19 protein-coding genes, 3 pseudogenes and 1 riboswitch are annotated in these 21,002 nt (G+C 54.3%); of the genes and pseudogenes, 9 read left to right on the top strand and 13 right to left on the bottom strand.

Annotation, left to right across the window (positions count from 1 at the left end; all coding sequences use genetic code 11):
* Nucleotides 1–8: 8 nt before the first annotated feature.
* From N005_RS26825 to tnpA, 7 genes are all read right to left on the bottom strand, one after another.
* Nucleotides 9–350 (bottom strand): hypothetical protein, encoded by a 342-nt coding sequence (locus N005_RS26825; RefSeq protein WP_047703932.1) that lies wholly within the window; start codon nucleotides 348–350, stop codon nucleotides 9–11.
* Nucleotides 351–471: 121 nt separating this feature from the next.
* Nucleotides 472–771 carry a hypothetical protein gene (locus tag N005_RS28540; protein ID WP_081993363.1) on the bottom strand — a complete coding sequence of 100 codons (300 nt, stop codon included), beginning with the start codon at nucleotides 769–771 and terminating at the stop codon, nucleotides 472–474.
* A 12-nt stretch (nucleotides 772–783) separates the two neighbouring features.
* A complete protein-coding gene (locus tag N005_RS26820) occupies nucleotides 784–1,209 on the bottom strand; it encodes a hypothetical protein (RefSeq protein WP_231983251.1) in 426 nt (141 codons plus the stop codon).
* Nucleotides 1,206–2,534, bottom strand: coding sequence for a voltage-gated chloride channel family protein (locus N005_RS26815; RefSeq protein WP_047703931.1), 1,329 nt, complete (start codon nucleotides 2,532–2,534; stop codon nucleotides 1,206–1,208). Before N005_RS26815 ends, N005_RS26820 begins: the two co-directional genes overlap by 4 nt.
* A gap of 80 nt (nucleotides 2,535–2,614) precedes the next feature.
* Nucleotides 2,615–2,687: riboswitch (Fluoride riboswitch) on the bottom strand.
* Nucleotides 2,688–2,940: 253 nt separating this feature from the next.
* Nucleotides 2,941–4,467: an IS66 family transposase gene (gene tnpC, locus N005_RS26810; protein WP_047703930.1), complete on the bottom strand. Its 1,527-nt coding sequence runs from the start codon at nucleotides 4,465–4,467 to the stop codon at nucleotides 2,941–2,943.
* Between the two features lie 60 nt (nucleotides 4,468–4,527).
* Nucleotides 4,528–4,863, bottom strand: a complete 336-nt coding sequence (gene tnpB, locus N005_RS29765) for an IS66 family insertion sequence element accessory protein TnpB (protein WP_047703929.1) — start codon at nucleotides 4,861–4,863, stop codon at nucleotides 4,528–4,530.
* Nucleotides 4,860–5,183, bottom strand: coding sequence for an IS66-like element accessory protein TnpA (gene tnpA / locus N005_RS26800; protein WP_047703928.1), 324 nt, complete (start codon nucleotides 5,181–5,183; stop codon nucleotides 4,860–4,862). The genes tnpB and tnpA overlap by 4 nt, the downstream gene beginning before the upstream one ends.
* Nucleotides 5,184–5,320: 137 nt before the next feature.
* Here tnpA and N005_RS29760 point away from each other — a divergent pair, with 137 nt between their 5' ends.
* The 6 genes and pseudogenes from N005_RS29760 (at nucleotide 5,321) to N005_RS26765 (ending at nucleotide 12,002) form a co-directional block, all read left to right on the top strand.
* Entirely contained in the window at nucleotides 5,321–5,662 is a 342-nt protein-coding gene (locus tag N005_RS29760; RefSeq protein WP_081993362.1) for a hypothetical protein, read from the top strand.
* Nucleotides 5,663–5,763: 101 nt separating this feature from the next.
* Nucleotides 5,764–6,826, top strand: a pseudogene (locus N005_RS28530) (TolC family protein).
* Between the two features lie 511 nt (nucleotides 6,827–7,337).
* A complete protein-coding gene (locus tag N005_RS26780; RefSeq protein ID WP_047703924.1) occupies nucleotides 7,338–8,504 on the top strand; it encodes an SAVED domain-containing protein in 1,167 nt (388 codons plus the stop codon).
* Nucleotides 8,505–9,755, top strand: a complete 1,251-nt coding sequence (locus tag N005_RS26775) for a nucleotidyltransferase domain-containing protein (protein WP_047703923.1) — start codon at nucleotides 8,505–8,507, stop codon at nucleotides 9,753–9,755. It abuts the gene before it with no gap.
* The gene (locus N005_RS26770; RefSeq protein ID WP_047703922.1) at nucleotides 9,739–11,523 is read left to right on the top strand and encodes a ThiF family adenylyltransferase; all 1,785 of its coding nucleotides are present in this window, start codon (nucleotides 9,739–9,741) and stop codon (nucleotides 11,521–11,523) included. The genes N005_RS26775 and N005_RS26770 overlap by 17 nt, the downstream gene beginning before the upstream one ends.
* Nucleotides 11,520–12,002 (top strand): Mov34/MPN/PAD-1 family protein, encoded by a 483-nt coding sequence (locus N005_RS26765; protein ID WP_047703921.1) that lies wholly within the window; start codon nucleotides 11,520–11,522, stop codon nucleotides 12,000–12,002. The genes N005_RS26770 and N005_RS26765 overlap by 4 nt, the downstream gene beginning before the upstream one ends.
* Before the next feature lie 28 nt (nucleotides 12,003–12,030).
* On the opposite strand, the gene N005_RS26760 is transcribed toward N005_RS26765, so the two are convergent.
* A complete protein-coding gene (locus N005_RS26760) occupies nucleotides 12,031–12,579 on the bottom strand; it encodes a 3'-5' exonuclease (RefSeq protein WP_024014889.1) in 549 nt (182 codons plus the stop codon).
* A gap of 222 nt (nucleotides 12,580–12,801) precedes the next feature.
* Between N005_RS26760 and N005_RS26755 the strand changes: the two genes are divergently transcribed.
* From N005_RS26755 to N005_RS26745, 3 genes are all read left to right on the top strand, one after another.
* Entirely contained in the window at nucleotides 12,802–13,440 is a 639-nt protein-coding gene (locus N005_RS26755; protein WP_231983253.1) for an antitoxin Xre/MbcA/ParS toxin-binding domain-containing protein, read from the top strand.
* 42 nt (nucleotides 13,441–13,482) lie between these two features.
* Complete coding sequence (locus N005_RS26750) at nucleotides 13,483–13,875, top strand: DUF6957 family protein (RefSeq protein WP_047703920.1); 393 nt, start codon at nucleotides 13,483–13,485, stop codon at nucleotides 13,873–13,875.
* Nucleotides 13,876–14,502: 627 nt separating this feature from the next.
* Nucleotides 14,503–15,768 (top strand): abortive infection family protein, encoded by a 1,266-nt coding sequence (locus tag N005_RS26745; RefSeq protein WP_047704181.1) that lies wholly within the window; start codon nucleotides 14,503–14,505, stop codon nucleotides 15,766–15,768.
* Nucleotides 15,769–16,220: 452 nt separating this feature from the next.
* Here the strand turns inward: N005_RS26745 and N005_RS27880 are convergent, their stop codons facing one another.
* The 5 genes and pseudogenes from N005_RS27880 to N005_RS29275 form a co-directional block, all read right to left on the bottom strand.
* On the bottom strand, nucleotides 16,221–17,180 hold the full coding sequence (locus N005_RS27880) for a hypothetical protein (RefSeq protein ID WP_052126479.1): 960 nt from the start codon (nucleotides 17,178–17,180) through the stop codon (nucleotides 16,221–16,223).
* Entirely contained in the window at nucleotides 17,167–18,783 is a 1,617-nt protein-coding gene (locus N005_RS26735; RefSeq protein ID WP_047703919.1) for an ATP-binding protein, read from the bottom strand. Before N005_RS26735 ends, N005_RS27880 begins: the two co-directional genes overlap by 14 nt.
* Nucleotides 18,784–18,953: 170 nt before the next feature.
* Nucleotides 18,954–19,247, bottom strand: a pseudogene (locus N005_RS28525) (transposase); the annotation flags it as partial.
* Between the two features lie 4 nt (nucleotides 19,248–19,251).
* Nucleotides 19,252–19,377 (bottom strand): annotated as a pseudogene (locus N005_RS30075) (IS3 family transposase); the annotation flags it as partial.
* A gap of 195 nt (nucleotides 19,378–19,572) precedes the next feature.
* Nucleotides 19,573–20,586: a hypothetical protein gene (locus tag N005_RS29275; RefSeq protein WP_144402729.1), complete on the bottom strand. Its 1,014-nt coding sequence runs from the start codon at nucleotides 20,584–20,586 to the stop codon at nucleotides 19,573–19,575.
* Between the last annotated feature and the right edge of the window lie 416 nt (nucleotides 20,587–21,002).

Raw genomic sequence — 21,002 nt, 5'->3', positions numbered from 1 at the left:
CAGAATCGTCACTCCGCTCGAACCAGCATGATCAGATAAACCGCTGCGATGGCGATAGCGGGTACCAGAAATGCACCGACGATGAGTTCGGGAATTTCCCCTGCCAATTGCCAGATATGCCCTTCGTGCCAGAACTCAATCAGCTCTGACATCTGAGTGGATGCCGTCGTGATGCTCAGACAATAAGCGGCCAGGGCACGATACTTGGCATTAACGTGAGCGACGTGATGAAAAATCGTGGCGGCGACCATGATGCTCGCGACAAACAGCACTGCGAAGTCAGGCAAGGAGTCTGTGAAAAACCGTCCCATCAGTAGACCCAGCAAGACAGCGCCTATCAGCATTTTCATAATTCGACACTCCCGCACGAAGTGCCTTGGCGGACTGATGTCCGAGGTGTTGGACGAATCGTTGAGCAATTCAAATTAACCATTCCTTTTGTTGAGCGGGTAGCTGCTGTGAGCCCAATCATCAGCGCCGCTCAGCTCGCAGTCGGTATCCGGGCATGCAGGCGATGGCGATGGCGGTGGCAGTGGCAGTGGCAGTGGCAGGAACCTTGGCGTTACAAGCCGCATCATTCAATTCCCGTGATGCCACAAGTGCGCCTTCCACTTCGGTAATGCTGTACCAGCCATCACTTGAGACCCACTGACTGGCAGAGATTGCGGCGACCAGCAGCGACCAACACAGCAAATGGATCAACAGTTGCCTGTTAGCCTCAAACCAGTTCCTGGGGGCTGCCTTCGGACGAGCGTTGTAGATTCGATACATGGTGCTAAGCCTTCAGTCGGAGGAGGCGCAATAGGTGTTAGTGCATTCCGCCTTCAGGCCACTAACGCTATCGACGGTGGCCTGCGTAATCGGTAATTCGCACAGCATTAACACTGCGCGGACTTTGCGCAGTTCTTCGGCGTGATCGCTCAGGAACGCCCGTAGGCGACTCTCGGTGTCCAGCAGTTCCAGGCACTGGGGATGTCGCATCCCCCCCAGCTCGGGGTGGTGGTGGGTAAGGCGCTGGCCGGGCAAATAGGCCGCTGTTACGGTGCGTAGCATCACCTGTTCGATCTTCGCCGCAGTGGCCACTCTCAACAGGTGTTGGGCGAGTGCAGGAGGACTGAGTCGGTGCCAGAATCGGGTCACACGGGCACGGCTCGCACTTGGGAAATACAGCTGTAAGATGGCCAGGTGATTGGGGTCTGACTCACTCATTTCTGCTCATCCTCTTCGACTTTTTTGGGTGCGCTTGCGGCGTTGCGCTGAGCGTGAAATCTATTGATGTCCGAAAGACGGATATCAGTCGGTAGGGTATGGCGGTGTTTGCTATGGCCCACGCGCTGGGCGTGATAGATCCCGGTATGGCCGGACACCAGATAACTGGCGATGCAGGCAATCGCCGCAAGTGGGGCTATCTCGGGGCCGAACAACTCCATGGCCATGACGATGGTCGCCAGTGGTGTGTTGGCGGCGCCGGCGAAGACTGCAACGAAGCCTATGCCGGCGAGCATCGAGAATGGCAGGTGCAGCAGCGGCGCAAGCGCGTTACCCAGCGTCGCGCCGATGTAGAACAGCGGCGTGACCTCGCCACCTTTGAAGCCTGTGCCGAGTGATGCGACGGTAAACGCGAGTTTGCCGAACCAGTCCCATGGCGCAACGGGGGCTGCAAAGGACTGGACGATGCTCGGAATGCCTAGGCCGATGTACTGATAGGCATCCAGTGCCCACACCGCCGTGGCCACCACGATCCCGCCGAGCACAGGGCGCAAAGGCGAATAGGGAATCAGCTTTCTTATCCACGCCCCAAGGGTATGGGTGGCGGTGGCGAATAGCAGCCCCGCGAGCCCGAACACGATGCCTGCGACTACCACTGCCATCACCGTCCAGAACTGTACGGGCGCGATCTCGCCGATGACGTAGTGAGTGTGCACAACGCCCCAAAGCAGCCCGACTTGATCGGCGACGATGGCGGCAACCATGCACGGGAAAAGCGCGTCGTAGCGCATGCGGCCAATGGCGAGCACTTCAAGGCCGAACAATGCTCCGGCCAGCGGGGTGCCGAAGACCGAAGCGAAGCCTGCGCTGATGCCTGCCATGAGCATGATTCGGCGATCTTCGCGGCGCAGGCGGAACAGGTGGGTTATCTGATCGGCCAGCGCGCCGCCCATTTGCACGGCGGTGCCTTCGCGTCCGACCGATGCGCCAAACAGATGCGAGATCAGTGTACCCGCAAGCACCAGAGGCACCATGCGCAGCGGCACGGTTTGCTTCGGGTCGTGAATCTCGTCGATCAGCAGGTTGTTGCCCGCGTCTACCGGCTTGCCAATCAGGTGGTAAACCAGCCCTACAGCAAAGCCTGCCAGCGGCAGCAGCCAGATGGCCCAGCGGTGGTTCTCGCGCCATTGAGTGGCGTGATCGAGGGAGAACAGAAATAGCGCGGATGCCGATCCCGCCAAAAGTGCCACGGCGCTGGCAAGTACCAGCCATTTCCCGATGTAGGGAAGCAGGACGAGTTGTTCAGGTTTTCTGAGTTTTAACATGGGGTCGGCCACACAAAGGAAGGTGAGCCTGACCAAAAAGGGATTTTTCGCGCGAACGCCTACAGCCCTGTCTTGATCAGGTGTCTGTAGGCATCATCAGCTGCTACGGGCGCAGCGGTTGGTAAGTGGAGGAATGCCATCTCCAGCGCCCGAATATAGCGATCTCTCCCGAAGATGTAAACTTGGTTATCAAGTAGAAGAACGAATAGCTTTCCCAAAAGATCGCCATGAGCAACAGGCGCATTGAATCGCACCTCACTCGTAAATTCAAGTGTCTGCTACAGCCGATTTCTGACGGTCATGGCGCGGCCCTTGCTCTGGTCAAATCCGATGCGGACAACCGGTCAAGTCGAATGCAGATGGGTGGTCAAGTCCATGCGAATACGCAGAAGTCACCTTGCACGACTCAGACAGATACCCACTGATGCGGCAGCAACTGGTCGATGTCACTAGCACGTTGCGTCGGCAGTCGCGTCAGCACATCTTTGAGAAAGGCATACGGATCGTGCCCATTCATGCGCGCCGACTGGATCAAACTCATGATCGCCGCCGCGCGTTTCCCACTGCGAAGCGACCCGGCAAACAACCAGTTGGAACGTCCAAGTGCCCATGGTCTGATCTGATTTTCGACCGCATTGTTGTCTATGGGCACAGCCCCATCGTCCAGGTAGCGCGTCAGCGCTACCCAGCGTTTAAGGCTGTAGTCCAAAGCCCTGGACGTCGCTGACCCGCTGGGCACAAGGTCGTGCTGTGCCAACTTCCAGTCGTGCAAAGATTTCGCCAACGGTGCTGCTTTTTCTTGCCGTATTCGCCAGCGATCCTCATCACTCATATCCCGCGCTTGGCGTTCAACTTCGTACAAACCACCAATCGAGTACAGCGCCTGCTCTGCCAACTGACTTTTATTTGCCACGTGCAAGTCGAAAAACTTGCGGCGGGCATGGGCCATGCAGCCGATTTCGATCATGCCTTTCTCAAAGCCAGCCTTGTATCCAGCGAAATCGTCGCAGACCAGCTTGCCGTTCCAAGAGCCGAGAAAGTTACGTGCATTCTCACCGGCACGGCTCGGGCTAAAGTCATAGACCACGGCCTTGAGCGCCGAAAACGGCGTGGTGCAGTAAGCCCAGACATAAGCACGGTGAGTTTTCTTCTGTCCGGGCGCAAGCATCTGCACCGGCGTCTCGTCGGCATGGACAGCTCGCTGCGCCAGGACAGCCTCCCGTAAGGCATCAACCAGTGGTTGAAGTTGTAAGCCGGTCTGTCCGACCCATTGGGCCAGCGTTGAGCGCGGGATCGCTAAACCGGCGCGCCCGAAGATTTTCTCCTGCCGATACAGCGGCAAGTGGTCAGCGAACTTCGCCACCATCACATGAGCCAGCAGACCCGCCGTTGGGATGCCTTTATCGATCACCTGCGCCGGTACCGATGCCTGGATCAGTGTTTCGCACTGACGGCAGGCCCATTTCCCACGCACATGCTGCTCGACAGTGAAGACGCCTGGCGTGTAATTGAGCTTCTCGCTGACGTCCTCGCCAATGCGCTGAAGCTGGCAGCCGCAAGTACACTGAGTGTTTTCTGGCTCGTGATAAATGACGGTGCGTGGGAACTGCGGCGGCAATGGCGCGCGCTTTGGTTTTTGGCGCGGCGCTTCTGGAGAAGGAGCCGGAAGCAGTGCCATCAGCTCGGCATCGATAGCCTCAAGATCGGTGTCAAGCAGATCGTCGAGCAAGCTACCTTGCTCGGGACTGATCTGCTCGCTGCGCTTGGCAAACCGGTGCCGCTTGAGGATCGCGATTTCGTGGGTCAACTGCTCGATGATAGTGTCATCGCGGTGGCTCTTTCTGCCCATGGTGGCGACCTCGGACAGCAACTGCGCAGCGAGTGCACGCAGTTGGTCGGGGGTCATTTGGTCGAGGTCGGGCATAGAGGTCATGCCGTGGATTTTACCAAAGCAGACCGCCTGCGGCACAAGACAGGCGTTAATTACACCCTTTCAAAGGATCGTGATTGCACCGCCAGCCCCAACACGCTGCCACGGCAGGCCAAGCACCAAAGCCTGAAGTTGTTCGGCATCCAGTTCCAGTTCGTAACCCTGTCGAATGCCTGGCCAGTGGAATTTGCCTTGGTTCAACCGGCGTGCCGCCAGCCAAACACCAATCCCGTCGTGCACCAGCACTTTCATGCGGTTGGCCCGGCGATTGGCAAAGAGATAAGCGCAGTGCGGCTTCGCCGCACCGAATACCGTAATGACTCTGGCCAAGGCGGTTTCGGTGCCTGCGCTCATGTCCATCGGTTCAGTAGCCAGCCAGATTGCGTCGATACGGATCATTGGGCAAGCTCGCGGATAAAACGGGCGCACCCATCAGGATCAGATGATGGCCACTTCACTGTGAGGTTTTGCTGGCCGAAAGGAACCTCGATGGTGACAGAAACTGGCTGATTGGGCTGAATGACAGGCGCTAGATTCATCGAAGCGAATGCGGGCAACGCGGGCATCTGATGATCACGGTAGATAGGTATCCACTTTCGAACCAGATTGGCATTGATGCCATGGCGCAGGGCAACGCTGGCAATCGAAACGCCCGGTTGCAGGCATTCCTGAACGATCTGGGTTTTAAAGGGTTTGGGATAAGAGGTTCTTTGGCGCATGAAAATCCTGATGATAAGGGCAATGGTGTCCACGTATTTTTAAGTGGAGAACATCGCCCTTATTGCAGGGGTTTGATAGGTGACTTGGCCGGACGCTTACATTGTTAGCACCATTTCTTCTGGCTACACTTCAGCACATGACACGCTATCTACGGCTTTGCCTGATTTTACTGATTAGCCTTGCGCTTCCCCTCAGCGGGATGGCGGATGTTCAGGCGCCGACAGAGCCGTGCCCCATGCAAACCATGGGCATGGCAATGATGGACGGTATGGGCCAAGACTGCTGCAATGACATGAAAAGTCCCACCGAGCACGGAAAACCCTGTAAGCCGGGCCAGGAGTGCAAGACCGGCGGCATGCTGCAAGTCTCCATCGTCAAGCCTCCGGTGACCCTATCTAGCCCCCTCGAAGCGTCCATCTCCATAGATTCCCATCCTGTGCAAACCCCATCAGGGGTATGGCGACCTCCCCGCATTTGATTCCTGTACCACACTGAGCCCTCATTCCGCGTCATGCGGGATGGCATATCTGCGCGCATGTCTCATGAGGCGCGCGGTGGATCATCACAGGAATCGTGACCATGAAATCCAAGTGCTATTGCACAGGGTGGCCCCTCGTGACCATCTTGGCGGCAAGCGTACTGGCCTTGCCGAGTCTCGCTGCTGCATTGACACTCGATGAAGCTTTGCAGCTGGCTGAAAACAATGCGCCGTCGCTGACTGCACAAGATGCAAAAATTCGTGCTGCCAATAGTGCAGCCATCCCAGCCGGGGAACTACCCGATCCCAAGTTGCTGGTAGGTATACAGAACTATCCCATTGGGGGGCCGGATCGCTGGAGCATCGATCAGGACTTCATGACCATGCAAATGGTACCGCCTGCTGGCCGATACTGTCCGCGCCCAAATTGCCGGTGGCCGCGCTCAACCTGCTGATGCCGTCACGCCCAGACAAGAGGCGGCACAATTGGAAGAGCAGCAAGACGATCTCATTCGTCAAAGAGCGCAAGCCCGAGCGGCCCTGAAGCGCTGGATTGGACCAGCCGCGAACGATAAACCTCTGGGCAGTTTGCCTGAATGGCCTGTAGAAGCCTCTGGTTACTCTCACAAGGTTCAACATCACCCAGAGTTGGCTGCGTTTGCACCAATGACCCGCGAAGCGCAGGCCAGGGTCCGCGAGGCCGAAGCGGAAAAGCGGTCTGATTGGAGCTGGGAAGTCGATTACCAGCATCGCGGCCGTGAGTACGGCGACATGGTCAGCGTGCAATTTTCATGGGATCTACCGCTGTTTCCTGACTCACGACAAAACCCCAAAATTGCAGCCAAGCACGCGGAACTCAACCAGCTTGAGGCTGAGCGTGAAGTCCTTTCACGCGAGCACACCCAGCAACTAGAAGATCAAGTGGCCGACTATGAGCGCCTGAATCGCGCCGTCCATCGATCCCAGAGCAGTCTGCTCCCTTTGGCTAAAGAAAAGGTCGAGCTCACTATGGCTAGCTATCGCGCCGGCAAGGGCGATTTGAACTCCGTCGTGGCCGCTCGGCGCGAGCTTATCGAAGCCCGACTCAAGCAGATTGATGTTGAAGAGCAGCGTGCTCTCACCAGCGCTCGCCTGTATTTCGCCTATGGGGAGTCCGCTCAATGATCTCTCGAACATGGAAAGGGGTTTTTGTTGTCAGCATCTCAATTGCTTTGGGAGTCGCCGGTGGTTACTGGTTGGCCCAACCGAGGGTGAGCGCAGTACCGGATGCAGCATCGGAGCAGTAGCCGGAGCTATCCGCTGAGCCTGGCAGGCACTAACGCGGAAAAAATGTGCAAAAAAGGGGCTGCGCTTGCAGCCTCGTTTGAGTTGCACATCTCGTTGTCATCAGTTCTACGCGCGGTATGTATCGAAATTAGCGAGTTTATGTACTTTGCATAAACTCGCTAATTTCGATACATACGCTGTGGTCAGTGCCACTCCCCACCGGCACTTGCTAGAAAAACGCCCGCTTCCATCACTGCGTTTCGATGAGCCAAAAAAGCACCCTGCTCAAAGCCGACTCAGCATTCGTCACCCTGATATCTCTCTTGAAATTGAGACAAATGACCTTAATATGATCTTATCTTGCCATCATCGTTTTCAATCATGGATGTTTCTCGGGGGGTAGGTCGGAATGGCAGAACAAGAAGACGCAAAGCCTGCGAGTGGGCGCTTTAATACGAATGATGAGACGAAGCGGATCGTATGGACACAAACCGCTGGTCATTGTGAACTGTGCGGCACAGATCTAACGTTCGACTATCGTGCCGGCAAGCCCATGAAATGGGGCGAAGTGGCGCATATCCTACCCGCCAGTCCCAAGGGGCCTCGGGGACGCGCGGACCATGATGCTAAAGCGCACACTAACGATACTGCTAACCTGATGCTCCTGTGCCCAGGCTGTCATGACAAAATTGATCGTGACGCAGATGGGTATCCTGAAAATGATCTGAGCGGTTTGCACCAAGCGTACCTCGAACGCATCCGACTCGCCGCAACGACCCCCGATGGTGGCAGAGCTATTCCTCTTATCGTCCAGAGTCAGCATTTTCAGACGATCAACGATATCCCCGTTCGCGATCTGTTGACTGCGATGTCCGCCGAGGGATTAACCGCCTTCGATCAAGGCATCAAAATCGCCTTCGCTGCGCCCGGACCACGTGGCAGGGACACTACCTATTGGCAGAACGTCAAAGACAGCATCCAGTATGAGCTGGAACAGCAACTCAAGCGTCGCGGCGGCACCTACGGCGACTCGCCCGCGCTGGCAGTAGTCGGATTGGCCGACATCCCGGCTTTGATGATGTTGGGCCAGAGTATCGGCGACCGTTCCAAGCGCTTGATCTTCTCCTTTCACCGCGAGCATCGTTTGCGCTGGCCCGATCAGTCCGCTGAGCCGCCCGCTTTTTTGTTTACACCTCCTCCCGAAGGCGACGGGCCACTGGCGCTGGTGCTCTCCATTTCTGCGCAAGTCCCAGTTCGAGACGTGATCGACGCTCTGCCCGGTGCACGTATTGCAGAGCTGTCGATCCCAGAACCAAGCTATGCGATGGTACAGAACCGGCGGGTGATTCATGCCTTTCGCGACGCACTTCAAATACGACTGAGTCAGCTTGAAGCTCTGACTCCTGACCCTATCCACGTTTTCGCCGCTATTCCTGCGGCATTGGCCATCGAGTTTGGCGCGTTGCTCACAACGCAGCATCAACATATGTACCTGATCTTCGATCGGGACAAAGAAAACCAAGATCGGTTTACGCAAACACTGCAATTGGGCTCGGTGGCCCAGGAGGCTAGGTAAATGCTTTTGAGCAACGAACAGACCAAGCGCAGCAGTTGGGAATATTTTCTGCTTCGCGCCGCGCGGGAAATCTCGCTGTCGGAAGCGCAGTACGAAAAAATCAATGACCGCTACTCCCAACTGGAAAAAATCCTCTCGGCATCCGACAACCCGCTGCTCGCTGAGGCCCATATCTTCGTTCAAGGCTCGATGCGGCTGAAAACGACCATCAAGCCAATCCCCGGTGCGCCTGCGGATCTGGACACCATTGATGCGGACGCGATTATCTGGCTCCCTCACGCTCAAGGCGCTAGTGCGAAGGAAGTTCTAGAAGCGATTGAGCAGCGTTTTAGGGAAGGCTCCCGCGTTCAAGAAGAAGTTAAGCAATTACGTCGTGGCATCCGGATCGTTTATGCCGACGAAAATCCAGGTTTCCACATTGATGTCACACCTGCCCGCGCGATCAACGGAAATGGCGAAGCAAACGGCGAGGGTAAGCTGGAGGTTCCGGATCGGGTCACAGGGTGGAAAGCAAGCAGCCCTATCCCTTACTCGAATTGGTTACAGGTTGCCTCTGCCCAGGAAATCTCTCTTGAAAACTTGGTAGTTGCCAAAAGCCAGCGGATGCTCGATGCCGCGACACAAGATCCTTTGCCGCATTATCAGGATTACATCGATCAAGATCCCCTGCGTGCGACCATAAAACTGCTCAAGCGGCATCGCGATGAATGGGCCATCAACACAAGGAGCGCTGATACTCGCCCCATATCCGCTGTCATAACCACTTTGGCGACTCACGCATACCTGGATGTCGTGAAGGAATCGCAGTCGAAGCCCTTGGCGCCGCTCGATGCAATTTTGGAAATCGTTCGCAGAATGCCGCAGCACATCGCGCAAAGAGGTAGCGATTGCTTTGTCTGCAACCCTGCCGATAACGGCGAAAACTTTGCAGAGAAGTGGAATCGACCGGGCGAGGGGCAAGGTTATCGCCAAGCATTTGCCAGGTGGCATGCGGACGCCAGTGCATCTGTGTCTCTGGGTTTGGAAAGTTTTGAATCCAACGATTCCTTCGCCGAGGCAGTGAAAAAGAATTTCGGTATTGCACCGGCGCTCATTACGGCAGTGAACAATGAGATCCCTGCGAATTGGACCATGCCCGGCCGACCGGATGGCACTACTCGAAACTCTGCTTCGATGGGTTCGCTCTTCGGAGGGGCCAGCGGTGGCGGAACGTCTCAGTCGAGCGTAAAGCCAGTTGGACGCCTTGGCTGATCCTATTACGACGCCATTGCAGCGCGGAATCGTCGCACTGCGAAATGCCCTAGGTCAGGACGCTGCCGATGCATTGCTCCAGCCCGCACCCATGCGGGCTGACGAAGCGGCGTCCTTTCACTATCCCTTGCCCATCGATTACACGGGGCAGGAGCGGCGACTGCGTATTGGTTTCCCCTCCAACTTTCCCCGTGGGCTTTTGCGGCTGAACGTCGAACCCTCTCCATGGCTGGTTTGGCCGCATGCCACCAAGTCGGGGCTTTGCCTTCATGGCTTTCAGGAGCGCCCCATCATGGGCTCTCCGGAGGTCGTGGTAGAGGACAGCCTTGCTCGCTTGGCCCAGATCGTTTCGTTGTCCAAGATGGGATCAAGTCAGGCTACGCGCGATATCGAATTTCAGAATGAGATCACGACCTACTGGTCTTTTCAGCACGGACAGTCGTACCAGAACCTTTTACTTTTGGATCGACCTCAGGCTGCCTCGCAGTTGTTTGCTCTCAGCGATCCGCGCCGGGCTCTGCCATCCGGTCAGGAAACGGTTTGGCTAGCATCGAACATAGCTGCACTCAAAGGGCATTACCGACGGGTCGTCGGGCGCTCCGCTGTCATTCGCGCGGCCGAAACTCCTGGTTTTTACGTCAAGCTTCAGACTTATCCGGATATCCGCACCCCGGATCCAGAAGATTTATTGCCGTGGCTAACGCCCCACCTTAAACCCGACGATGCCCAGCAATTGCTGACATGGTTTGAGCTGAATGGAACGTTGGCGAGTCGATGGATTGTTCTGGAGCTTCCAGGAGGGGCAGATGCTCCAACATATTGCCTAAATGTGCGCTCGCTCGGCGTACAGCAGGAGCGGGGGGCAAAGTTTGGCCTGCGTACAGCGCGGCGCCGGCCAGCTATCGCAAATGCACATCCACCGGCGCTCGTCCGAGCAACTACCCTGGACGTGCTTGATCGAGCGTCCATTCTGTCCCGCGATATAAGCGGCACAGCACAGCGCCTCGAAAATGCTCGGGTAGTTTGCGTTGGTGTTGGCTCGCTAGGCAGTGCGGTGGCAATACAATTGGCACGCTCCGGTGTCGGCCACCTTACCCTCATCGATCCTGACACTCTGGTGTCAGCCAATCTGGGTAGGCACGTTCTGGGAGCGGATAGCCTAGGGAGGCCGAAAGCCTCAGCGTTGAGGGACAAGATTTTGTTAGATCTTCCGACTACAGAATGCACCGCTTATTCGACTTTCGCCGAAGTAGTGATGAGCAGCAAACCAGAAGTGTTCGATAACGCAGATCTTGTGGTGATCACGACAGCAGACTGGCAGTCGGAGGTCACTGTATGGCGAGCCAAATCCAGCGGCGTTTCTTGGGGACTTTTACAAGCCTGGAGCGAACCGTATACCCAGGTAGGCCACGCGCTATTCGCACCAGCCGGTACCTTTGATGGCCGTCATTTATTCACGAACATCGGCGATTTTCTTCATAAGTTTACAGAGTGGCCGGGAGGCGGTGTGGTTCCACTGCCGGCGTGTGGGGAGAGCTTTATTCCAGGCGGATCACTGGGGATGACCAATATTGCCTCTATGGTGTCGCACACGGCTTTACGCGCATTGACCGGCAACATTGCCACTGCATCTTGGGTCAGCAGTATCTACAGGCCTGAAGATGTGCCGAGCCTAGGAGGCCAATACCATGGGCCCAAACTGCCAGAGGGGGCGCAGCAACTCCTACTCGAGCGCGGATGGCCGGAACCTAAGGATGAAATGGTATGACGGATATCGCTTGGCGCTGGCGATGGGCGGAGGTGAATTCCGAGCTATTGGTGTTGCAAGCTGTCGCGGACATCTTGGATAGTCATCGGCAGGGCCTTTTTGGCGTGGAGCGAGGGGGACAGTTATTCGTCAACCCGGTTAATCCGAAAGGGTTGCTGCTGGCCGTGGCCACGTTGCCTCATCGCGCCGATCGGTCAGGCTGGTCTTGGCTAGAGTTGGATGCGGAGCGGTGCCGTCAGGAGATCCAAGCTGCCAACGAACAAGGGTTACGTCTGGTGGGCTATTGGCATACGCATCCCCAATCTGTTCCGGTGATTTCTCCGGCAGACATAGGAAGTTTCTCCAGATTTGCTGCGCGTTACACGCAGGATCTGCCGCACCCAATAGCCGTTATCGTTGGCAAGTCCGAAAAACCAGAAGGCATCAAGGCTTGGTCGTTCAGGGGCGGCAGATATGTTGAGGCAACCTGGCTTAGATAAGCTTCAAGTCGGTGCCATGGCAGGCACGTCAGCGGTTACCTTTACCCGCCAGCATCAGCGCGAAGAGCTCTGCCTGAAAGCGAGCATCATCCAATGCGTTATGGTTCGGTTCGCTGAGTGGCTTCAGCGCAGCGGTCATCTTGGATGATTTTGTTTCCTGCCAGCTGCAACCTACAGCTCCCATGAAGTAGGCCTTCATGTCGATAGCGGTAAAACCAAAGGGGTTGGTATCCAAGTATTTGTGGAAGTAATAGTTGACGAATGACCAGTCAAACGGTGCATTGAGTCCTACGAAAATGACCTTTTGCCCCGTTTTGCAGGACGATTTCAGCCACTTATCAAATGCCAGCATCGCCTGTTGCGGAGCGAGGCCATCGCGCTCCAGCTTCTCCAAACTCAGCCCCGATACTGCCAGCGCTTCGGGGTCGTGTTTCGGACTGTCAGGTCGTAGTTCAAGATAGATGGACGTTTCAGGTTGGGCTACAAGACAAGCTCCAATGGAAAGCAGACTGTATTCGCCTGGTATAGGCCCAGACGTCTCGACATCGACGGAAACATAAAGCTCATCAGGGTGCATGTCATATCCTTTCGTGTAGTTACCTGATCACGCTCAGGCTTAGCCATGTGAAGGTGGAAAGGCAGGTATTGCCGTTGACCCATTTTTGCCCTTTCACTCGCTATCCGGCGTTCGAGCAGCGGCAGTGCCTGTCGGTCAGCGGATCGCCGATTCCTTTGGTCAGCTCTGCGCCCAAGCATAATGATGTGTGTCATTCTGATGGCGGATGAGGGCCGGACGATCATGAGTGAAAACGAGCGTTGGATAGTCAAGTGCCAAAAAACTGAGGACGGCACTGGCGACATCATCATCGATCTGCCTCAAGAGTTGCTTGACCAAATGAGGTTAGGTATTGGGGACGACCTGGAGCTAACGGTAGCGAATGGCACATTAGTGCTAACGCCCGTGCAAAACGCAACATCAGTGCGGCCCATGGTTTCTGGCGTCCTGCGTCAGGATGTCTATCATGCATATCGCATGCGTCTGGAGAGGCTTCTTCATATCTCTGTCAATGCCTCGGATCTGGACATTCACGACATGATAGTAGCTGGCTTCTCGGTCAGCCTGATCAAAATGCTTTGTGATGATGGAACCTTAAGCGACGAAGAGCGCGACAGAATCATTCAACCCAAAACCCTAAAAACAAGATTGTCAGCCAATCATCTTTTAACGCTGCCTGAGAGCGATCGCCTTTTCCGGTTTGTACATATTACCGCCATGGCCGAGGTGATCTTCGGTGACAAAGTTAAGGCCAAACACTGGCTATCCAAACCCAAAGCCCGCTTTTTGGGAGAAAGTCCGTCATCGATGGTCGCTACAACCTTTGGCACACATCTAGTCGAAGAAATGCTGATTCAAGTGTCGGAGGGCATGTCATTTTGAGCTTCTCGTTCGAATCGGTTTTTTGATCGGCAGGAGGTAGTCATGAATTTGGCAGATTATATTTCAGTGCTTTCTGATGGTGAGAAAATAGACGGATGCGAACTCACCACCCCAGATGCTGTAGCGCTCGCCCGCCTGCATTTCCCTTCCCGTGCCTATTGTCTTGTTACTGATTGGGCGATATTGGATCTCGCCGTCACAACAAGTCAGCGGAAAGCCATTACGGATAGAGAGCTAATTCCTGCTCTCGTTTACGCTTCGACCGTTATCCAAGACAGTAAAGGCCGCTTCGCACCTGGTGATTGGGTCAAAACGACACTGGGTGTTTCCTTCATCCACGACTGCTTGTTTCTAACAAAAAACACCGTTTACGTGCTAATGGGGGCCGGTCGAAGGTTGCGCACAGATTTAGACACCGCACTAAGCCTGTGCTGAAAAACTCTATTCCAAACGGGTAAGTGCCAAGTCGCGCTCGCATAGCGTTTCGGCATGAATGAACGCCGACGCTGTTGTGTCAATCTATGTTGTTACCAATCGAGCGCCGTATTTGAAATGTGACGCGCCTGTGTCAATCTATGTTGCTGTTGTGTGGATCCCGGATCATCCTACAGCCCCCGGTTTACTTGAGGGGCTGTGTCAAACTATGTTGTTGGTAACCAGTCCTATGATTTTAGAGAATTAAAGCTGTCGCAAGAGATTTAAACCTGTCGCAGGAGCCGGTGAGACCAGTCGACCCGGCCCCTGCCAGGCTTTTTATCTTCCCCTTCCTCCCACGACCATTCCGCTAGCCTTATCGAGTCTCCTGATGTTGCTGCATATTCAGCAAAATGAATCCCTACGTTCTTAGGTAGAACGAAATCTTTTCGTCTCTAAAACGGGCGTTGGTGGTGAATTTTTTCAAAGTCTTTCTCACTGAATTTGAAAGTGAAAGACATGTGACTGGCCCCAGGTTCGCTGGGCATAGCTCAGGTTTAGCATTTTCAGCAATATATCTAGTTTTGATGGCAGATGGCCCGTCCTGCTAGCTACGATGACTCTCAGTTATCTGAATTGGGGTGCGGTATGGAGCAAACCGAAATTGAGCCGCTTTTAGCGACGGTATACGCGGTTCTCCGCGCAGAGGGTGCTGATGAGGCGGCGGAGGTAGTCCGCGGTCATCCTGCGAATGCGGAACTGACGGGCAACGACAACTGGAATGGCGGAATCAACTATTGGGAAATCCACTTCATCATTCCTGCTTTGGAGTACGCCAAGCTCGGGGTCAGACGGGTCCAGCTCCAGGAAAGGATCACAACCGCGCTAAGGACGGTAACTGAGCACGAGCAAAGCGACGCGTACTCGGCGCTGATCGTGCCTGCACGTGAGTATCACGTGGATTGGCGCTCCGGGAAGTCTTCCAACCTACCGAAATCGGTGCGGCAAAACATCACGGATGGCCTACGTCTAGAGAACGTGAAGTGGTATGGGGAGCTTAATGATGTTGAGTTTCTGAGTCGGCTGTATGAGCTTGAAACCCTTCCTTCCACGGACAGTCGCTACAAAGACGCCGTCGGCGACATTTGGCAACATCGCTATAACAATGATGACTGGGACGATGACTGGGTCTTCAGCGACTCCCGATTCAACCTCCTCGGTGGGAGCGCTGAGGCATTTCTCCGGTTTCTCTGCGAAACGGTGCACCCCGTAGTTCGCCCCCAACGAGAAGAAGCGATTAAGCTCGTTGAGCATTTCAACGATCAACTCCAGAACGCCGGCTGGGAGTTGTACCAGGAGCAGCAAATCGCCGGCCGCCCACGCTTTTCCTACCGGTTGATAAGCAGCGCTCCGACAGAAGCGAACGCAACTAGGTCGGTCATGCGAGGGAGAGTTGTTGTCGAGGCGCTGAGCGCCGGATGGATGGCGAAGCAAATTGAACGTCTGGAGTATGCCGTCGATTCAGACCCCGAATTGGCGATCGGGACAGCCAAAGAACTGGTGGAAAGCTGCTGCAAGTCCATTCTCACGAAACGAGAAATTCCGTTCACCAAGGCCGATGATCTAGGCAATCTGACGAAAAAGGTTACCAAAGCATTGCAGTTGGTTCCCGACGGAGTCAGTGAGGCAGCTAAGGGCGCGGAAAACATCAAGAATATTCTCCGCAACCTCACTCAGTTGACCAACAATCTCACGCAGTTGCGAGGTTTGTACGGTACCGGCCATGGCAAGGATGGCCAACATCGCGGGCTGCAGCCCAGGCATGCTCGGCTTGCGGTTGCCGCAGCAGTGGCATTTATCGATTTCGTGTCGGAAACGCATCGATACCGAGAAGCTTCCGAGCCGGAGAGGTGAAGAGCTTGGCAGAGCAGTCGTTTGATGGGCCCGAAGGGCATTAGCCCTGATCTGCTTGCTTCCAGCCAGACGCTTCCAAATACCCATCAACGAACAGCGAGCTGACGCCCGCTGTGGCCGAGGAAGAACTTAACGTGATGTCCGAGATTAGTTGACCACTACACACACTGCTGATGCTGGGTGCCAGGATTCTTGGTGTGTGAGCCCGGTTGCCGGAAATTAGGAAACCTTTCGCCATCAACACAGGGAGTGTAATGGGCATGAACGTCCCTATGCACGACCTGAAAGCCCCTCGGCCAGGGCCATCTTATCGATTTGGCAGAGTAAACCAGCTAACTCGTTAAGTAGCCACCCGGGACGCCACGCTTATGGCTCTCTGTGGAGCACGCGCAGCATGAGGGTCTATTTGAGGGAGACGTGGGGCGCCTGTTCGAATTCTGGGCAGGATAATCTCAGCTGTTTTTGAACCAAGCGTTGGACTCGGCGATTGCCAGCAAGCACATACCCAATGCGCGTGTCGTGGCATGAGGCTGTTGGAACCCCAGGATGTAGCGTGGACGGTTCAGGAGGGACTTGAGGTTATCGTCGTATTCGCTGAAATCGGCTGCGCGGCCGACCATGTCGTGAATTTCCGGCTTGTACCACTGATAGCGTTCGGGCAGGCGGAAAAAGTTGGCGAAGTCATCCCATTCTGGCGTGTTGCCCTTGACCTCGAGTTCGATGTCGTCCTCCTTAAGATGGCGAATGTCTATGCTTGAAAACTTCGTCTCGAAGGACATCTGGGACGTTGTCGCCGGATCGAATGGATTAGGCAGCGTTTTACTAGGGCAATTATCGAGTTTTACGCTGGAGTTGCACTGATGGCACGAGGGTACGAGGTTCTGGATCGATACCGCGAGATAAGGGTAGCGCGACTTGGGAAGGTAGTGGTCAAGTGGCGGGCGGAGTGTCAGGGAGCCTTTTTCATTTGCGTTGTGGTAGTTGACATGCTGTAGCTGGCAATACGGGCAGATGCGGAGCCCGTGTTTTTTTACAAGTGCGTAGGCATTCCAGTCATCCTTTTTTTGAATGAACATTGAGTAGTCGAAAAGCGATGCTATTTGGGTGATCAGCTTCTGGAAGGAATCGTTATACTTGTTTTTTGAATTCCTTTTTGGGCGATCTTCCAGGTACTTCTTGAAGTTGGCATCCACGTCGTCTACTTCCTGGATAACTCTCCATAGCTCGCTCGGAGTGCCTACCAGCAGCACGTCACGGTGCTTTTTCAATAGGTCGACAATGTCGCTGGTGAAAGCGGGAAAGTCATTGCCGTATGGCTTCGCCCAGAGATTCAGCGCAGAGTCGAAGCGGGCGCCCAGAACCTTCCGGTGAAGGTCGAGGGTAGCGCTGTCGAGCGCCTTAGTCTTGAGCATTCAGGTTCTCCAGATGCTGATGAAGGCGCTGCTCTACCTGCTCCCTGACATCGTCATTGGAAAGGCTTCTGGCAATCTGCAGGGCTTCTCTGAGCTGTTCGTCCGTCGGGTGCTTGGATTTCAACGTGGCGGAGATTTTGGCTATGAGCCCTGCGCTGTAGTCTCCGCTAAACTCCTCGACGTTGAATACACCAGAGAGGGTCTGCTTCGGGCTGTAGCCGAACGCGTTTTTCAGGCGCTTTTCCTTCAGGTCGAACAGCCTGCCGGGCGGCGAGTCAGCAGCGACGATGAGCGAGTGCGTGGACACCAGCAGGTGGAGCTTGCTGGCGGCACCGGGGAAGGTATGGATGAACTCCAGCAGGTGGGAAATGTATTCTCGTTGCCAGCGCGGGTGCATGAACATTTCCCCTTCGTCGATGCACAGCAGGAGGGCGGAGGCGTCGCTGTCCTTTTCGAGCGCGCCCAGTGTCATTGCCAGTGAGCAGTACAGCGACATCATGCTCGCCTGGCCTGAACTGAGTTCATGAAACGACCAGCGCAAAAAACCCAGTTTCGTCAGCTTTGCGACCAATCCCGCGTTGCCGCGGATCAAGTTGCCGATCTTTTCGTCCAGGAAGGAAATCTTGGCAGTACGACGCCAGCTTTCATTATCTTCGAATAGCGCGCAAATCAACTGATAGCCATTAAACGCTTCCTGATACCTTTTTCTCAGGTTTGTATTGGTGATAGCGAGGTAGGAAAACTTTGCCCACGTGTCGGCACTAGGCTGCGTAGCTGAGGCCGAATGGTTGTAGAGCATTTCCCGCAGTTCATCGGTAAAGCTGTACAACTCACCGGCGGTATCGTTCTCGGCACTGTCGAGAATTATGAAGCTGAGCGCGAATCGCTCTTCCTGGTCGAGCGCGCGACTTGCGGCCTTGACGCTGTTGTTGCGCCAGGAGGGTGACTGTGAAATCTCCTTCCTTACCGATGGGAAACTGTAGGTTTTCAGCAGGGAGAAAAGGTCGGGTATGCTCGCCTTTATTTCTACCTTGGCATTGGCAACGAACGGCGCCCTGTTTCTCAACAACTCATAGGCGAGGAAGGTCGAGGGTGCATCGAAGCTGACCTGGCTACCGAAGCGAGGGCTTATGTCGAGTACGCCACGGGCTTTCAGTCGGGCTCTTCGCAGGCTCTCGAAAGGCGAGGTGGTATAGAACGCAGTGGTGATTGTCGGTGCTTTCTTATGAACGATCCCCTCGAAGGGGGACTGCACCGGGACCTTCTTCAGAGAGTCGCTACGGGCCAGTTTCAGCCCGTGCTCGTCTTCCCACAACAGGCTGAGCCGGGACTTGGGCGTCCATGCCGCCAGCCCCTGGCACAACGTCAGGAGCAGGTCGGTTTTTCCGCTGCCGTTCTCACCGAACAGGGTGGTGAAGGAGGCGAGGTTAAGTGACACGCCCGGGTGTTTTTCGGTGCTTCGGCTGATTTTGATTTCACTGGCTTGTCCGCTTTGTGGGTTGTTGCTCAGTTCAACCGAATATTCCGAGGTCAGCGCAAGTACCGTGAGCTTGCTTGCTTCAAGGAAAAAAACGTTATGGATTTTCAGCGTCTTGACTGGCAAGGCTTTTCTCGCTTAGGGTCGGCGATCGTTGCGCAATGGATGATGTACCGGGTATTTAACAGGGAATAGAGGTTATATGTCACTTCGGCGCGCGAAGGCGTTTTCATCTGGTGCCAGGTTCCAGATGCCAGCCAACTCCCAAACGTGGTGTTTCAGAAGTGCCGAAAAAATCATGGCCCCGGCGCTCGTGCTGCACGAGCGACTGAGGCAGAGAATGTCCTCTGCTTTTTTGTGCTACCGAATAGCTTCGGATTTTGGTTGTACGTTTCCAGGTAGTGCTCAATCGAAGCTTCTAGATCTTTGACGCTTACATGTGCCTGTCGCTTGATCCATTTCTCGCTCAATGTTTATAAAAAGCGCTCGGCCAAATTCAGCCAAGAAGCCGAATTGGGCGTGAAGTGGATGTTGTAGCGTGGGCGCGCTGCAAACCAGGCTCTGACTTTGTCGGTTTTGTGTGCTGTGTAGTGGTCAACTAATCCCGGACACGACGTTGAGTGTTTTCTCGGCCTGAGCCGGGGCCAGCCCATCGTTGAACTGGTGCAGTCGAATTCAGTTGTACCGATGCATCAAATAATGCCTGGTGTCTCGGTGCGCTGCTCATTGCGCACTCTGACTAACTTGCTCGGAGTTTCCTTAGTTGGTTCTAAAAACCTGTCGCGCCCTTCAGTCGTGAAGTGATTAGACGGAATTTATCGCTTTATATTTTAGATATTTCTATAACCATTCGATACATAGCTTTAACCGGAAGAAAACACAAAAAAATTTGCTTCTAAAATTATAATAAAACCATCATGATTCATCCCCGAAAGTATTTTTTACGGCCTCAGCAGTATAGCCACCCCGACAGGCACGCCAATCACGTCTGGCTAGAAACCGAGAATAATCATCCCCTATAGCGAACGCCAATTCATCTACCGTCTTATAAAATGGCGGTGGTGTTGGTTCCAGTGCTGTCCCATCATTCTGATAAGCTATGATATTCAAATCTGGAAACTTAAACTTGCCAGAAAATGTTATCTTAAGCTCATTCAGGATATTATCGAAGCTTATGAGCGAATCATCTATCATAGAGATAAATCCCTCGCTAAAACTGTACAATCTAAGCAGTCTTGTGCAGCCATGCACCCATATAACATCGCTCAGACCTGCGCTGCGCCTAAATTGATCCCGGGGCAAAGCAGCGTCAAACTCAGCACGATAAGGAAGAACCGTCCTATTTCTTTCGCGCACACCATACATTGCAGCGACGTATTTTTGCTCTAGGACCATCAATTTTGAAAGCACCTCCCCCATACCTTGCTCAATCAGTAAGTTGCCAAGATGATCGGAGGCTCTAAGTTGATTCTCGGGGATATCTTGAGAAATAGGCATAGTTAAAAATCTAAGGGGATCATTTTTGCTCGTCATTACAACCTGCCTTTTGATTGTGGCAATATCCCTGTATTTTGATATTAAAATTCCGATGCCCTTATTATAGTCGCTAACCTTATTAACTGCTGCAGTACGCTCCACTGATAACGCTTCCGCCTCCGCTTTTTTTGCTTCAGCTAATGCTTGTGATTCCGCTTTTATCGCCTCAACTTTTGTTTGAATATGATGAGATGTTAAGACCCCAGCTATTGCCCCGCCGAAGCCAGCTGCAACAGGCCCCAATATGTCTTTTATGAATTCATATGTTCTAGCTGGAAGTATTGACTCAGCCGTTGGAAAGAATGAAAGAACGATTAGCGATAAAAATACCGATCCCACCATACCCAATGCCGCCCCAACAGCTAATGAAACTTTTCCGTACCCTTCAAACATTTAACTCACCCGTCTCGCATAGGCATCTGAAATATAAGGAGGCCTCTGTCTTAAATTGCCCCAGCATCTAGACTGAAGATACGCTCTGCCCTTTACCGAAACTCAGATGCCCAGGCACCAATCGAAGCCAAGATCAACGGGATCGAGGCGATGACTTTTCCCAGAGTTTTTTCGACTATTTGCATACTTCCACTCCCTGTAACTGCGGCTCGGAGGTCGCTGCTTTTCCTTGAATTGTCAACGTATCGCTGACGTTATCCAGCGTCGCTTTTGGCTCGACAGGCATCCTTAGATACCGCCTATCTACGGAACCTCTTCAGTCGTTGCCGCCCTGAGCTGCAGCCCAACTTCCCGAGGGCAGTACAGCCCATTACCCCGACTGGGCTGAGGTGCTTGATGATCGGCCATACGTCCGT

It is taken from the genome of Pseudomonas mediterranea CFBP 5447, assembly GCF_000774145.1.
Classification (GTDB): Bacteria; Pseudomonadota; Gammaproteobacteria; order Pseudomonadales; family Pseudomonadaceae; genus Aquipseudomonas; species Aquipseudomonas mediterranea.
This window is presented reverse-complemented; position numbering and strand designations above follow the sequence as displayed.

Coding starts and splice junctions, on each gene's coding strand:
- N005_RS26780 (WP_047703924.1), top strand. CDS start 7,338: ATGGCAGAACAAGAAGACGCAAAGCCTGCGAGTGGGCGCTTTAATACG.
- N005_RS28540 (WP_081993363.1), bottom strand. CDS start 771: ATGTATCGAATCTACAACGCTCGTCCGAAGGCAGCCCCCAGGAACTGG.
- N005_RS26760 (WP_024014889.1), bottom strand. CDS start 12,579: ATGCACCCTGATGAGCTTTATGTTTCCGTCGATGTCGAGACGTCTGGG.
- N005_RS26775 (WP_047703923.1), top strand. CDS start 8,505: ATGCTTTTGAGCAACGAACAGACCAAGCGCAGCAGTTGGGAATATTTT.
- tnpA (WP_047703928.1), bottom strand. CDS start 5,183: ATGCGCCAAAGAACCTCTTATCCCAAACCCTTTAAAACCCAGATCGTT.
- N005_RS27880 (WP_052126479.1), bottom strand. CDS start 17,180: ATGCTCAAGACTAAGGCGCTCGACAGCGCTACCCTCGACCTTCACCGG.
- N005_RS26815 (WP_047703931.1), bottom strand. CDS start 2,534: ATGTTAAAACTCAGAAAACCTGAACAACTCGTCCTGCTTCCCTACATC.
- N005_RS26745 (WP_047704181.1), top strand. CDS start 14,503: ATGGAGCAAACCGAAATTGAGCCGCTTTTAGCGACGGTATACGCGGTT.
- N005_RS26825 (WP_047703932.1), bottom strand. CDS start 350: ATGAAAATGCTGATAGGCGCTGTCTTGCTGGGTCTACTGATGGGACGG.
- N005_RS26750 (WP_047703920.1), top strand. CDS start 13,483: ATGAATTTGGCAGATTATATTTCAGTGCTTTCTGATGGTGAGAAAATA.
- N005_RS29760 (WP_081993362.1), top strand. CDS start 5,321: ATGACACGCTATCTACGGCTTTGCCTGATTTTACTGATTAGCCTTGCG.
- N005_RS26765 (WP_047703921.1), top strand. CDS start 11,520: ATGACGGATATCGCTTGGCGCTGGCGATGGGCGGAGGTGAATTCCGAG.
- tnpC (WP_047703930.1), bottom strand. CDS start 4,467: ATGACCTCTATGCCCGACCTCGACCAAATGACCCCCGACCAACTGCGT.
- N005_RS29275 (WP_144402729.1), bottom strand. CDS start 20,586: ATGTTTGAAGGGTACGGAAAAGTTTCATTAGCTGTTGGGGCGGCATTG.
- tnpB (WP_047703929.1), bottom strand. CDS start 4,863: ATGATCCGTATCGACGCAATCTGGCTGGCTACTGAACCGATGGACATG.
- N005_RS26755 (WP_231983253.1), top strand. CDS start 12,802: ATGAGTGAAAACGAGCGTTGGATAGTCAAGTGCCAAAAAACTGAGGAC.
- N005_RS26820 (WP_231983251.1), bottom strand. CDS start 1,209: ATGAGTGAGTCAGACCCCAATCACCTGGCCATCTTACAGCTGTATTTC.